Below are 12,838 nucleotides of genomic sequence, written 5' to 3' on the forward strand. Positions count from 1 at the left end.
GCCGTCAGGCCGTCAGGCCGTCAGGCCGTCAGGCCGTCAGGCCGTCAGGCCGTCAGGCCAGAGCGTGGCGCCGGGCCAGCATGGCTCCGAGCCAGAACGCGGCTCCGGGGCCAGAGCGCGACTCCGAGCCAGAACGCGGCTCCGGGGCCAGAACGCGGCTCCGAGCCAGAGCGCGGCTCCGGGGCCAGAGCATGGCGCCGGGCCGTCCCGTGGTGGCTACTCCCTGCCGGCCGAGGTGAAGGTCATGTCGGCGTAGCGGTCGCCGGTGACCTTGGCGGCGATGGGGGCGAGGAGGTCGAGTTCGGCGGGGGTGAGGTCGATGCGGGTGGCGGCGGTGTTCTCCTCGACGCGGGTGCGCTTGCGGGTGCCGGGGATGGGGACGACGGCTAGGCCGCGGGTGCGGGCCTGCTGCTGGACCCAGGCGAGGGCGATCTGGCCGAGGCTCACGCCGTGGGCGTCGGCGACGGTGCGCACCGGTTCGAGCAGGGCCGAGTTCGCGGCGGCGTTGTCGCCCGTGAAGCGGGGCTGCTGGCGGCGGAAGTCGTCCTCGCCGAGTTCCTTGTCGGCGCTGACGAACGAGCCGGTGAGGAAGCCGCGGCCGAGCGGGGAGTACGGGACGAGGCCGACGCCGAGTTCGGTGGCGGCGGGGACGACGCCCCGCTCGATGTCCCGGCTGAAGAGCGACCACTCCGACTGGAGGGCGGCGATGGGGTGGACGGCGTGGGCGGCGCGGAGTTCGGGGCCGGTGACCTCGCTGAGGCCGAGGTGCTTGACCTTGCCGGCGGTGACGAGTTCGGCCATCACGCCGACCGTCTCCTCGATCGGGACGTTCGGGTCGCGGCGGTGCATGTAGTACAGGTCGATGGCGTCCACGTCGAGGCGACGCAGGCTGGCCTCTACGCAGGACCGGATGTACGCGGGATCGTTGTTGATGATCCGCTTCGTCGGGTCGTCCGGGTGCACGGCCAGGGCGAACTTGGTCGCGATGACGACCTCGTCGCGGTGGGCCTTGAAGAAGGGGGAGAGGAAGCGCTCGTTCTCACCGGCGGCATAGGCGTCGGCGGTGTCGTAGAGGGTGACGCCCAGTTCGAGGGCTCGCTCCAGGGTGGCCCGGGCCTCGTCGGCGTCAGTGGGGCCGTACGCGAAGCTCATGCCCATGCAGCCGAGCCCCTGGACGCCGACCTCGGGGCCGTCCGTGCCGAGCTGGACCGTCGGGATTTCTTGGGTCATCAGGTTTCAGTGCCTCTCCGGCGCCGGTGCGGCGTCCGAGTAAAGGTTGATCTTGTAGTCGAGTACGGCGAGCGTGTCCTGGAGTTCCGTGATGCGGGCGCGTACGTCGCGGCGCGTCCGTTCGAGGAGTTCCTGGCGCTCGGTGACGGTGTGGTCGCCTTCGCGGACCAGTTCGGCGTAGCGGACCATGTCGGCGACCGGCATCCCCGTCAGCCGGAGCTTGCCGACGAAGGTGAGCCAGTCGAGATCGCGGTTGCGGTAGCGGCGCTGTCCCGTGTGGGAGCGGTCGATGTGCGGCATCAGGCCGATGCGCTCGTACCAGCGCAGGGTGTGCGCGGTCAGGCCGACGAAGTCGACGACCTCGCTGATCGTGTAGTGGTCCTGTCCGTCCGGTCGTGGGTGCGCGACGGCGACCGAGGCACAGGTGTCCACCTTGGCGTCGGCGGTATCGGTGGGCTGCGTGGTCTCGGTCTCCATCACCGTCATGACCGACACGCTAGGACCTTGGAGTGCGCTCGAAGCAAGCGGATCCGGGAGGAAATATGTGACGGAAACAAACCACGGGAAAACTCGCCGTGGGGTGACTACGGTGCCGATCATGAGTGTTGTGCGCCGTGCCACGCCAGAGGATGCCGCAGAACTGATCAGGTTGCGGCAGGTGATGATCGATTCGGTGTTCGCCGCCGGTTCCGCGGGCGAGTCCGACACCAGTTGGCATGCCGAGTCCGTTCCGACGGTGCGGGGCAGACTGGCCGAACCCGACGGGGACTTCGCGGCGTTCGTCGTCGACTGGCCGGGGCGGCCGGGGAGGCTCGCGGCGCTGGTCGTGGGGACGCTGGAGTACCGCATCGGGCGGGCGGGGAATCCGCACGGGGTGGTCGGTCATGTGTTCAGCGTCGCCACCGATCCGGAGCAGCGGCGGCAGGGGTATGCGCGGGCCTGTATGGAGGCGCTCCTCGACTGGTTCCGTGAGCGGGGTGCGGTCAGTGTCGATCTCAACGCGTCGGAGGAGGCGGAGCCGCTGTACGCCTCGCTCGGCTTCGTGCGCAAGCCGGACCCCTCGATGCGGCTGAGCCTTTAGGACGCTTAGGCTCGTACGCATGCAGAGCCTGGCGTTGATCGAGAACTGGCCGGTCCCCACCGCGGCCGCCGCCGTCGTCCGTGCGGACGGCACGATCGCGGGGGCGCACGGGCCCACGGGGCAGCGGTTCGCGCTCGCCTCGGTCACCAAGCCGCTCGCGGCGTACGCGGCGCTGGTGGCGTACGAGGAGGGGGCGATCGAGCTCGACGAGCCGGCCGGGCCCGAGGGGTCGACCGTGCGGCATCTGCTGGCGCACACCAGCGGTCTCGCGTTCGACGAGCATCGGGTGATGTCGCCTGCGGGGACGCGACGGCTGTACTCGAACGCTGGGTTCGAGGTGCTGGGGGATCACATCGCGAAGGCGACGGAGATTCCCTTCCCGGAGTATCTGCGGCAGGCGGTGCTCGAGCCGTTGGGGATGGGGGCGACGTCGCTGGAGGGTGGTATGTCGCCCGCCAAGGACGGCGTGTCCACCGTGGATGACCTGGTGAGGTTTGCCGCGGAGGTGCAGCGGCCGCGGTTGCTGGATGCGCGGACCGTGGCCGAGGCGATGTCCGTGGTGCATCCGGGGCTGAAGGGGGTGCTTCCCGGGTACGGGCATCAGAGTCCCAATGACTGGGGTCTCGGGTTCGAGATCCGGGACTCGAAGTCGCCGCACTGGACGGGGAGTTCGTCGTCGCCCCGGACGTTCGGGCACTTCGGGCAGGCCGGGACGTTCCTGTGGGTCGATCCTGAGGTGGGGGCGGCGTGTGTCGCTCTGACGGATCGGGCGTTCGGGCCCTGGGCGGTTGAGGTGTGGCCGGTCTTTACGGATGCGGTGCTGGCCGAGCTGTGAGCGGGGCCGGATCGAACTCCGGGTCTCCGTCCGTGCCCCGCGTCTGAGGCGCCGGACGGAAGTTTCCGCGGCCCGGCGCACAGCGGGGTGCCGCTGTGCCCACCCTTCCCCAAGCTCTCGACTTCGCTCGAGCAGGTGAGACCCCACTCGCCCCAGCGACACGACTGCCCACAGCAGCGGCGGACCGCCCTAATTCATCTCCCACGCCAACAGCTCCGCCGACGTAGAAGCCACCGCCTCCACACTCCCCTCCCCCGCCAGACGCGCCGAGTCGCCCTCGCTCAGGGGCACGTCGCCCAGCCGGATCTCTCCGCGTACGACATGGACGTACACGGAAGGGGCGTCCGGCAGGGCGGTGCGTTCGCCGGGGGCCAGGCGGCGGACGTGGAGGAGCGCGCCTGCCGCCGGGACCGCGTAGGGGGTGGAGTCCGCGATGCCGGGGACGATCTCGTAGGCGGGGTCGCCGCCCGGTGACAGCGGGGAGAGCCACATCTGGACGAAGACCAGGGGCTCCGCGCCGTCGTTGCGCTCCACGTGGCGGACGCCGCCGCCGGCGCTGAGGCACTGGACGTCACCGGGGCGGACGACCGACTCGTGGCCCGTCGAGTCGCGATGGGTGAGTTCGCCCTGCGCCACCCACGTCACGATCTCCGTGTGGCTGTGCGGATGTTCCTCGAAGCCGGCGCCGGGCGCGAGCCGCTCTTCGTTGCAGGCCAGGATCGCGCCGAAGCGGAGGTTGTCCGGGTCGTAGTGCGGCCCGAAGGAGAAGGCGTGGAAGGTCTGGATGCCGGTGCCGGGCTCCCCGCCGCGGTACCGATCGCCGGAGCGCCGTACGTCAATCACACCCCCACGGTAGACCGGACGCCGCACGCCCCGGCCCAAATCGCCCGCCCCCACGAACGGCCCGCCCCGACGCCCGGCACGCGATCCGTGCCCCCACACATGACACCCACCCCCGCACACCACCGTCCCGATAAGGCAGTCTTGTCCCCGTGCCCGAACCCTCTGCGAACGAAGCCCGTCAGGATGCTCATCAGGCAGCCCACGAGGAAGCCGCCCGTCAGGACGCGCACCGGAAGGCCCATGCGCACTCGGCCACGCTGAAGCGTCTGGAGCAGTCGTCCGGGAGTCTGGCGGCGCAGGCCATCGCGCGCATGGACGAGACGCTGTCCTGGTACCGGGCGATGCCGCCGGAGAACCGCTCGTGGATCGGCCTGGTCGCACAGGCCGGTATCGCCGCGTTCACCGAGTGGTTCCGGCACCCGGACGCGCCGCAGGCGATCTCCACCGACGTCTTCGGGACCGCGCCCCGCGAGCTGACCAGGGCGATCACCCTGCGCCAGACCGTGGAGATGGTGCGTACGACGATCGAGGTGATGGAGTCCGCGGTCGACGAGATCGCGGCCCCCGGAGACGAGTCCATCCTCCGCGAGGCGCTGCTCGTCTACGCCCGCGAGATCGCCTTCGCCACCGCGCAGGTGTACGCGCAGGCCGCCGAGGCACGCGGTGCCTGGGACGCCCGGCTGGAATCCCTGGTCGTGAACGCCGTGCTCTCCGGTGAGGCCGACGAGGGTGCCGTGTCCCGCGCCGCCGCGCTCGGCTGGAACTCGCCCGAGCATGTCTGTGTCGTCCTCGGCACCGCGCCCGACGGCGACAGCGAGCTGACCGTCGAGGCCATCCGGCGCGCCGCCCGGCACGCCAAGCTGCAGGTCCTGACCGGGGTGCTCGGCGACCGGCTGGTCGTCATCGCGGGCGGCAGCGACAATCCGCTGCAGGTCGCCAAGGGCCTGATCGGCCCGTACGCGGCCGGTCCCGTCGTCGCCGGCCCCATCGTCCCCGACCTGCTCGCCGCCACCAGGTCCGCGCAGGCCGCGGCCGCCGGACTCAAGGCGTGCGCCGCCTGGCAGGACGCCCCGAGGCCCGTTCTCGCGGACGATCTCCTGCCGGAGCGGGCGATCGCGAGCGATCCCGCCGCGCGGGAGCAGCTGGTGGAGGAGATCTACAGACCACTGGAGGAAGCGGGCTCCGCCCTCCTGGAGACGCTGAGCGTCTATCTGGAACAGGCGAGCAGTCTCGAAGGGGCGGCGCGAATGCTCTTCGTGCACCCCAACACCGTGCGCTACCGGCTGCGACGTGTGACTGACGTCACCGGCTGGTCACCTTCCGATGTGCGCTCCGCGTTCACTCTGCGGATCGCCCTGATCCTGGGGCGTCTGGCCGACGGAGATCCCCAGTCGTAGGGTTTTGTCGGCCCCCTACAATTCCCCCAGCCGTTCTTGGTCCCTGTCCCCACGGGCGGCCACCACCGTCCACAAGAGAGAGTGTGAGAGTGCTCGTACTCGTCGCTCCCGGCCAAGGCGCTCAGACGCCCGGCTTCCTGACCCCCTGGCTCGACCTCCCCGGCGCGGCCGACCGCCTCGCCGTGTGGTCGGACGCCATCGGGCTCGACCTCGCCCACTACGGCACGCAGGCCGACGCGGACGCGATCCGCGACACGGCCGTGGCCCAGCCGCTGCTCGTGGCCGCGGGCCTGCTGTCCGCCGCGGCACTCGGTGACGCGCTCGCCGCGAACCGGCCCGGCGCGGTCGCGGGACACAGCGTCGGCGAGATCACCGCAGCCGCGCTCGCCGGTGTGCTCACCGACGACGCCGCGCTCGGCCTCGTCCGCAAGCGGGGTCTGGCCATGGCCGACGCCGCCGCGATCACGGAGACCGGCATGGCGGCGCTGCTCGGCGGCGACCCCGAGGTCACCGTCCCGCACCTGGAGAAGCTCGGCCTGACGCCGGCGAACGTGAACGGCGCGGGCCAGATCGTCGCCGCCGGCACCGCCGAGCAGCTCGCCGCGCTCGCGGAGGACAAGCCGGAAGGCGTCCGCCGCGTCGTACCGTTGAAGGTGGCGGGCGCGTTCCACACGCACCACATGGCACCGGCCGTCGCCACGCTCGAGGAGGCCGCCAAGGACCTCGACGCCGCCGACCCGAAGCTGACGTACGTCTCGAACCGCGACGGCCAGACCGTGGCGAAGGGCACCGACGTGGTGTCCCGCCTGGTCGGCCAGGTGGCCAATCCGGTCCGCTGGGACCTGTGCATGGAGACGTTCAAGGACCTCGGCGCCACCGCGATGATCGAGCTGTGCCCCGGCGGCACGCTCACCGGTATCGCCAAGCGTGCCCTGCCCGGCGTGCGGACGGTGGCACTGAAGACGCCGGACGACCTCGACGCCGCATCTGAGCTCATCGCCGACACCGCATCCGCCGCCGACGCGGCGGGTGCCTGAGAAGGAGCCTGGAGAGCATGTCGAAGATCAAGCCCAGTAAGGGCGCCCCGTACGCGCGCATCATGGGTGTCGGCGGCTACCGTCCGACGCGCGTCGTGCCCAACGAGGTGATCCTCGAGACGATCGACTCCTCCGACGAGTGGATCCGCTCCCGCTCCGGCATCGCGACCCGCCACTGGGCCTCCGACGAGGAGACCGTGGCCGCGATGTCCGTCGAGGCCTCGGGCAAGGCGATCGCCGACGCGGGCATCACGCCCGAGCAGATCGGCGGCGTGATCGTCTCGACCGTCTCGCACTTCAAGCAGACCCCGGCCATCGCCACCGAGATCGCGGACAAGATCGGCGCGGGCAAGCCCGCCGCGTTCGACATCTCCGCGGGCTGCGCGGGCTTCGGCTACGGCCTTACCCTCGCCAAGGGCATGATCGTCGAGGGTTCCGCCGAGTACGTCCTCGTCATCGGCGTGGAGCGGCTGAGTGACCTCACCGATCTGCACGACCGCGCGACGGCGTTCCTGTTCGGCGACGGCGCGGGCGCCGTGATCGTCGGTCCGTCCCAGGAGCCGGAGATCGGCCCCACCATCTGGGGCAGCGAGGGCGACAAGTCCGAGACCATCAAGCAGACCGTCGGGTGGAACGAGTTCCACCTCGGCGATGTCACCAAGCTGCCGCTCGACAGCGAGGGCAACGTCAAGTTCCCTGCGATCACGCAGGAGGGCCAGGCGGTCTTCCGCTGGGCCGTGTTCGAGATGGCGAAGGTCGCCAAGGAGGCGCTGGACGCCGCCGGCCTGAGCCCGGACGACCTGGATGTCTTCATCCCGCACCAGGCCAACGAGCGGATCATCGACTCGATGGTGAAGACTCTGAAACTGCCGGAACACGTCACGGTCGCCCGTGATGTGCGCACCACCGGTAACACGTCGGCAGCCTCGATCCCGCTCGCGATGGAGCGGCTCCTGGCGACCGGCGAGGCGAAGAGCGGCGACACCGCGCTCGTCATCGGCTTCGGGGCGGGTCTCGTGTACGCCGCCACGGTCGTTACCCTCCCCTAGGCATCCATTACGGATCATCCGGTCCGTAAGGCTTGCAAGCAACCTGCCGCTGCCGCGGCGGGGCGCCACACCCTCTGGATACATAAGAAGGAGCGCCAACATGGCCGCCACTCAGGAAGAGATCGTCGCCGGTCTCGCCGAGATCGTGAACGAGATCGCCGGCATCCCGGTCGAGGACGTCCAGCTGGACAAGTCCTTCACCGACGACCTGGACGTCGACTCGCTGTCCATGGTCGAGGTCGTCGTCGCCGCCGAAGAGCGCTTCGACGTCAAGATCCCGGACGACGACGTCAAGAACCTCAAGACGGTCGGCGACGCCACCACGTACATCCTCGAGCACCAGGGCTGACCTGGGCCTGAAGCACCAAGCCCGACCAGGCTCGTGCTCTGCTGCTGTCGCCACCCGGCGGTGGCGCCGCTGATCCCCTCAACACCGTGGAGAAATTTCCTGTGAACTCGACCAATCGCACCGTGGTCGTCACCGGTATCGGCGCAACCACACCGCTGGGTGGCGACGCAGCCTCGACCTGGGAGGCCCTGCTCGCGGGCCGTTCCGGAGTAAGCCTCCTGGAACACGACTGGGCGGCCGAGCTGCCGGTCCGTATCGCCGGCCAGATCGCCGTCGAGCCCGGCGAGATCATCCCGCGTCCGCAGGCCCGCAAGCTGGACCGCTCGGCGCAGTTCGCGCTGATCGCGGCCAAGGAGGCCTGGGCCGACGCGGGTTACACCGCGAAGGCGGGCGAGGACACGTCCGTCGACCCGCACCGCCTCGGCGCGGTCATCGCTTCCGGCATCGGCGGCGTGACCACCCTGCTCGACCAGTACGACGTACTGAAGGAGAAGGGCGTACGCCGCGTCTCCCCGCACACCGTGCCGATGCTGATGCCCAACTCGCCGGCGGCCAACGTCGGCATCGAGCTGGGCGCGCACGCCGGTGTGCACACCCCCGTCTCGGCCTGCGCCTCGGGCGCCGAGGCCATCGGCTACGCCATCGAGATGATCCGCACCGGCCGTGCCGACGTGGTCGTCGCGGGCGGTACGGAGGCGGCGATCCACCCGCTGCCGATCGTCGCGTTCGGCAACATGATGGCGATGTCCAAGAACAACGACGACCCGCAGGGCGCCTCGCGTCCCTACGACGCGGACCGCAACGGCTTCGTGCTCGGCGAGGGCGCCGGCGTGATCATCCTCGAGTCCGAGGAGCACGCGAAGGCCCGCGGCGCGAAGATCTACGCGGAGGCCGTCGGCCAGGGCATCTCGGCCGACGCGCACCACATCACGCAGCCCGAGCCGTCCGGCAACGGCATCGCGGCGGCGCTGCAGAACCTGATCGACACGACGGACCTCAAGCCCGCCGAGATCATGCACGTGAACGCGCACGCGACCTCGACGCCGCAGGGCGACGTCGCGGAGATCAAGGCGCTGCGCAAGGCCTTCGGCGACGACGTCGACCACATGGCCGTCTCCAGCACCAAGTCGATGACGGGTCACCTGCTCGGTGGCGCGGGCGGCGTGGAGACCGTGGCGACGGTCCTCGCGCTGAAGAACCGCGTGGCCCCGCCGACGATCAACATCGACAACCTCGACCCCGAGGTCGAGGCGGACATCGTCCGCGGCGAGCCGCGCGCGCTGCCCGAGGGCCGGATCGCGGCGCTGAACGACTCGTTCGGCTTCGGCGGCCACAACGTGGTGCTCGCGTTCCGGACGGTCTGATCCGTCGTACGCGCATGAAGAGGGCCCCCACCGAGCGGTGGGGGCCCTCTTTCTGTCTCCGTGCTCTCCGTATGTACGTCAGACGACATACGTACGGCAGGCGGCGTATGCGCGTCAGACGACCTGGTGCAGCCACCGCACCGGTGCGCCCTCGCCCGCGTACCGGAAGGGCTCCAGCTCGTCGTCCCAGGGCTTGCCGAGGAGTTTGGCGAGTTCGGCCTCCAGGTCGCTCTCGCCGTCCTGTGAGCGGGCCAGGGCGGCGCGCAGGCGGTCCTCCGGGATCAGGATGTCGCCGTGGATGCCGGTGACGGCGTGGAAGATGCCCAGTTCGGGTGTGGCGCTGTAGCGCTCGCCCTCGGCCGTGGCGCAGGGCTCGGACGTGACCTCGAAGCGGAGCAGGTCCCAGCCGCGCAGCGCGGAGGCCAGTTTGGACGCGGTGCCCACCGAGCCACGCCAGGAGAACTCGGATCTCCAGCTGCCGGGCGCCGCGGGCTGCCGGATCCAGTCGAGGTTGACGCGCGCGCCGAGCACGCCCGCGACTGCCCATTCGACGTGCGGACACAGCGCGCGGGGCGCGGAGTGCACGTACAGAACTCCACGTGTCGTCACCGGGACCTCCAGTGTGGGTCGAGGTTCGCCTTCCCCAGCGGCCTCGCGCCCGTGCCGAGCGTTGTTCCCTGAATTCGAGAAACTCTCGAAAACGGGACAGATGTGACGTGATGTAATTTAGCGGAACCGAGAAAACAGGGTGCCACTGGGTGGCGAGGCTACCGTGCGGCGGCGCAAGGAGTGTGACGTACTGTCGGTCCCAAAGCCAGGAATCGCTCACCATTCACCCGCAGGGACGGCTCAATCGCTCAGTTCGCGTAACTGTGACGGCGGAGACGGCAGAGACAACAGAGACGGCAGAGAAGACACGGACGACAGAGGGGACCCGGGGAATGCGGAACCGCAAGCACCGCTCACGCGCCGCCGTCGCCACCGTGACGGCGGCTCTTCTCGGCGCCGCCGCGCTGGCCGCGTGCGACGCCCAGGGCGGCGACTCCCCGGCGCCAAAGGGCCCGTCGGCACAGAAGCCGACGCCGAAGCCGACCCCCACCTGGGACTCGACGCCGCGTTCGCTCGCGGCGGTCGGCGACTCCATCACCCGCGGCTTCGACGCCTGTTCGGTGCTCGCCGACTGCCCCGAGGTCTCCTGGGCGACCGGTTCGGACTCCGGTGTCCAGAGCCTCGCGACCCGTTTACTCGGGAAGGAGCGGGCGGCTCAGAACAGCTGGAACCACGCGAAGACCGGCGCCCGGATGGCCGATGTGTCCGGGCAGATCGAGCAGGCCGCGGTCGAGCGTCCCGAGCTGATCACGGTGATGGCGGGCGCGAACGACGCCTGCCGCGATTCGGCGGACGCCATGACGCCGGTCGCCGAGTTCCGCGCCGGATTCGAGGACGCGATGCGTACGCTGCGGCGCGAGCTGCCCAAGACTCAGGTGTACGTCGCCTCCGTGCCGGATCTGAAGCGGCTCTGGTCTCAGGGGCGCACCAACCCGCTGGGCAAGCAGGTGTGGAAGCTGGGGATCTGCTCCTCGATGCTGGCCGACCCGGACGCGGTGGACACGAAGGCGACGCAGCGGCGGGACTCGGTGCGGGACCGGGTGGTGGCGTACAACAAGGTCCTCAAGGACGTCTGCGCGAAGGATCTGCGCTGCCGGTACGACGGCGGGGCGGTCTTCGACTACCGCTTCGACGGGGACCAGTTGAGCCACTGGGACTGGTTCCATCCCAGCAAGGACGGTCAGTCGCGGCTCGCGGAGCTGGCCTATCGGCAGGTGAAGGCCAAGGATCCCGCCGAGTGACGCGGGGCGGCCCGGCGTAGGGTCGCGATCATGCGCAGTGAACTCTTCGGAGCACTTCCCGACGGTACGCCCGTCCATCGCTGGACCCTGGAACGGGGCGGGGTGCGGGTACGCGTCCTGACGTACGGCGGGATCATTCAGTCGGCGGAAGTTCCGGACCGGTCGGGGCGGAGCGGTTCCGTGGCGCTCGGGTTCGACGATCTTCAGGGGTACGTCGATCATCCCGGTCCCTATTTCGGTGCGCTGGTGGGGCGGTACGCGAATCGGATCGCCGGCGGTTGTTTCGATCTCGACGGCCGTACGTATCGCTTGGCGCGGAACAACGGGGGCAATGCGCTGCATGGCGGGGCGGCCGGGTTCGACAAGCGGGTGTGGGAGGCGGCGGCCTTCGGGGAATGCGGGGTGCGACTTTCCCGGGTGAGCGGGGACGGGGAGGAAGGGTATCCCGGGCGGCTCGCTGTTTCGGTGACGTATTCCTTGGAGGACTCTGGGGCGGGCGGGGGCGGTTGTGCCCTTCGGATCGCTTATCGGGCGACCACGGATGCGGCGACAGTGGTGAATCTGACGAACCACACGTACTGGAATCTCGCGGGGGCGGGGAGCGGGAGTGCGGTTGCGGGTGGGCACGAATTGCGGGTCGCCGCGGGGCGGGTGACCGTTGTGGACTCGGGGCAGATTCCCACCGGTGAGTACGTCGATGTGACGGGGACTCGGTTCGATTTCCGGGAGGCGCGGAAGGTGGGGCCCGATTTCGACGACAACTTCGTTCTCGACAAGGGGGTTTCGGCTGTTCCGGTGGAAGTCGCCGAACTTTATGAACGGGGGTCGGGGCGGGTTCTGACCGTCGCGACGACGGAGCCGGGGTTGCAGGTGTACACGGGGGATCACTTCGACGCGGCTCTCCCCTTCGTCCCCGGGGGCGGAATCGCCCTGGAGACACAACACTTCCCGGACTCTCCGAATAGGGCGACGTTCCCGAGCACGGTGCTGCGGCCGGGGGAGGTTTTCGCTTCGGAGAGTGTTTATGGATTTGAGGTGCGGTGAGGTGGGGCTGAGGGTTTCCCTTGCCCCGGCCCAGGCCACGGTGCGGCTCCCACGCGCTGGACGCCCCCAGACTGACAACGACACTGCCCCGGGAAGGGGTGGCGGCCCGCGCGGGACCCCGTGTTGCGGATGCGGATCGTTGCCGTCGTGCCGTCCACGGCGGACCGCCTCATCGACCGTCGACTCCTTGACCCGGCCCGCGCGCACGACCGCCGCCGGCGCCTCGCATTGACGGTGGGCGCGAGCAGGACGTGCAGGCCCTTGCGGCGGGCCTCCTGGGCGAGGAGGGTGCCCGCGCGGCGGGCCAGGTCCTGGTCCCAGGTGGCGGCGAGCGCGGTCGGGGACGGCAGGGCGACGGACGGGTCGTCGGCGGTCCAGCGGACGCCGCGCACACCGGTCGGGCCGTCCGACATGACGAGGGACTTCAGGCCGATCTCGGGCAGCGCGTGCAGCGACCGCATGTCACGGCCGCCGAGCAGCCGGGCCTTGGCGTCCAGGTCGAGCGCGCCGAGCGCGGTCTCGACTGCCGCCTCGCGCGCCTGGTCGGAGCCGTCCCGGCCGGCTCCGCGGCCCTGGGTTCCCGCCATCGCGGTACCTCCTCGTGTGGAGTCCGTATGCCGCGTACGTCGCGTCGTCGCGTACGTCGTCCATCCAGTACCCCACTCGACGGGGAGTGAGCGGCGCTCCGGTTCGCTCCGGTTCGCATAACGGTCCTGGTACGAAGATGATCAACCGCTGGTCAGGGCCGCTTCCCCGGTG

At 70.2% G+C, this 12,838-nt stretch carries 14 protein-coding genes; 9 read left to right on the plus strand and 5 right to left on the minus strand.

What is annotated here, in order from left to right; translation table 11 throughout:
* Positions 1-216 precede the first annotated feature (216 nt).
* Both ACIBKX_RS03665 and ACIBKX_RS03670 read right to left on the minus strand, forming a co-directional pair.
* Positions 217-1,230 (minus strand): aldo/keto reductase, encoded by a 1,014-nt coding sequence (locus tag ACIBKX_RS03665; protein WP_363270618.1) that lies wholly within the window; start codon positions 1,228-1,230, stop codon positions 217-219.
* Positions 1,231-1,236: 6 nt separating this feature from the next.
* The gene (locus ACIBKX_RS03670) at positions 1,237-1,716 is read right to left on the minus strand and encodes a MerR family transcriptional regulator (RefSeq protein ID WP_363270617.1); all 480 of its coding nucleotides are present in this window, start codon (positions 1,714-1,716) and stop codon (positions 1,237-1,239) included.
* Positions 1,717-1,828: 112 nt separating this feature from the next.
* Between ACIBKX_RS03670 and ACIBKX_RS03675 the strand changes: the two genes are divergently transcribed.
* Together ACIBKX_RS03675 and ACIBKX_RS03680 are read left to right on the plus strand one after the other, a co-directional pair.
* Positions 1,829-2,311: a GNAT family N-acetyltransferase gene (locus ACIBKX_RS03675; RefSeq protein ID WP_363270616.1), complete on the plus strand. Its 483-nt coding sequence runs from the start codon at positions 1,829-1,831 to the stop codon at positions 2,309-2,311.
* A 19-nt stretch (positions 2,312-2,330) separates the two neighbouring features.
* Positions 2,331-3,146, plus strand: a complete 816-nt coding sequence (locus tag ACIBKX_RS03680) for a serine hydrolase domain-containing protein (RefSeq protein WP_363270615.1) — start codon at positions 2,331-2,333, stop codon at positions 3,144-3,146.
* Between the two features lie 189 nt (positions 3,147-3,335).
* Here the strand turns inward: ACIBKX_RS03680 and ACIBKX_RS03685 are convergent, their stop codons facing one another.
* A complete protein-coding gene (locus ACIBKX_RS03685) occupies positions 3,336-3,989 on the minus strand; it encodes a pirin family protein (RefSeq protein ID WP_363270613.1) in 654 nt (217 codons plus the stop codon).
* A 257-nt stretch (positions 3,990-4,246) separates the two neighbouring features.
* On the opposite strand from ACIBKX_RS03685, the gene fasR reads away from it, so the two are divergent.
* From fasR to fabF, 5 genes are all read left to right on the plus strand, one after another.
* Positions 4,247-5,386 carry a fatty acid biosynthesis transcriptional regulator FasR gene (gene fasR / locus ACIBKX_RS03690; RefSeq protein WP_363270832.1) on the plus strand — a complete coding sequence of 380 codons (1,140 nt, stop codon included), beginning with the start codon at positions 4,247-4,249 and terminating at the stop codon, positions 5,384-5,386.
* 89 nt (positions 5,387-5,475) lie between these two features.
* Positions 5,476-6,423, plus strand: a complete 948-nt coding sequence (locus ACIBKX_RS03695; protein ID WP_363270612.1) for an ACP S-malonyltransferase — start codon at positions 5,476-5,478, stop codon at positions 6,421-6,423.
* A gap of 17 nt (positions 6,424-6,440) precedes the next feature.
* A complete protein-coding gene (locus ACIBKX_RS03700; protein ID WP_363270611.1) occupies positions 6,441-7,472 on the plus strand; it encodes a ketoacyl-ACP synthase III in 1,032 nt (343 codons plus the stop codon).
* Between the two features lie 100 nt (positions 7,473-7,572).
* A complete protein-coding gene (locus ACIBKX_RS03705; RefSeq protein ID WP_361166433.1) occupies positions 7,573-7,821 on the plus strand; it encodes an acyl carrier protein in 249 nt (82 codons plus the stop codon).
* Positions 7,822-7,922: 101 nt separating this feature from the next.
* Positions 7,923-9,185 (plus strand): beta-ketoacyl-ACP synthase II, encoded by a 1,263-nt coding sequence (fabF, locus tag ACIBKX_RS03710; RefSeq protein ID WP_363270610.1) that lies wholly within the window; start codon positions 7,923-7,925, stop codon positions 9,183-9,185.
* Between the two features lie 114 nt (positions 9,186-9,299).
* Here the strand turns inward: fabF and ACIBKX_RS03715 are convergent, their stop codons facing one another.
* Positions 9,300-9,794, minus strand: coding sequence for a DUF3145 domain-containing protein (locus ACIBKX_RS03715; RefSeq protein WP_363270609.1), 495 nt, complete (start codon positions 9,792-9,794; stop codon positions 9,300-9,302).
* A 332-nt stretch (positions 9,795-10,126) separates the two neighbouring features.
* Between ACIBKX_RS03715 and ACIBKX_RS03720 the strand changes: the two genes are divergently transcribed.
* Entirely contained in the window at positions 10,127-11,035 is a 909-nt protein-coding gene (locus tag ACIBKX_RS03720) for an SGNH/GDSL hydrolase family protein (RefSeq protein ID WP_363270608.1), read from the plus strand.
* Positions 11,036-11,065: 30 nt separating this feature from the next.
* Complete coding sequence (locus tag ACIBKX_RS03725; protein WP_363270607.1) at positions 11,066-12,079, plus strand: aldose epimerase family protein; 1,014 nt, start codon at positions 11,066-11,068, stop codon at positions 12,077-12,079.
* Here ACIBKX_RS03725 and ACIBKX_RS03730 read toward each other — a convergent pair.
* Positions 12,058-12,666 (minus strand): glycoside hydrolase family 3 N-terminal domain-containing protein, encoded by a 609-nt coding sequence (locus ACIBKX_RS03730; RefSeq protein ID WP_363270606.1) that lies wholly within the window; start codon positions 12,664-12,666, stop codon positions 12,058-12,060. The two genes, ACIBKX_RS03725 and ACIBKX_RS03730, sit on opposite strands and share 22 nt — an antisense overlap.
* Positions 12,667-12,838 lie beyond the last annotated feature (172 nt).

Origin of the sequence: Streptomyces sp. NPDC050658, assembly GCF_044457025.1 — a bacterium.
GTDB lineage: Bacteria > Actinomycetota > Actinomycetes > Streptomycetales > Streptomycetaceae > Streptomyces.

Coding starts and splice junctions, on each gene's coding strand:
- ACIBKX_RS03705 (WP_361166433.1), top strand. CDS start 7,573: ATGGCCGCCACTCAGGAAGAGATCGTCGCCGGTCTCGCCGAGATCGTG.
- ACIBKX_RS03730 (WP_363270606.1), bottom strand. CDS start 12,666: ATGGCGGGAACCCAGGGCCGCGGAGCCGGCCGGGACGGCTCCGACCAG.
- ACIBKX_RS03675 (WP_363270616.1), top strand. CDS start 1,829: ATGAGTGTTGTGCGCCGTGCCACGCCAGAGGATGCCGCAGAACTGATC.
- ACIBKX_RS03720 (WP_363270608.1), top strand. CDS start 10,127: ATGCGGAACCGCAAGCACCGCTCACGCGCCGCCGTCGCCACCGTGACG.
- ACIBKX_RS03665 (WP_363270618.1), bottom strand. CDS start 1,230: ATGACCCAAGAAATCCCGACGGTCCAGCTCGGCACGGACGGCCCCGAG.
- ACIBKX_RS03725 (WP_363270607.1), top strand. CDS start 11,066: ATGCGCAGTGAACTCTTCGGAGCACTTCCCGACGGTACGCCCGTCCAT.
- ACIBKX_RS03700 (WP_363270611.1), top strand. CDS start 6,441: ATGTCGAAGATCAAGCCCAGTAAGGGCGCCCCGTACGCGCGCATCATG.
- ACIBKX_RS03670 (WP_363270617.1), bottom strand. CDS start 1,716: ATGACGGTGATGGAGACCGAGACCACGCAGCCCACCGATACCGCCGAC.
- ACIBKX_RS03680 (WP_363270615.1), top strand. CDS start 2,331: ATGCAGAGCCTGGCGTTGATCGAGAACTGGCCGGTCCCCACCGCGGCC.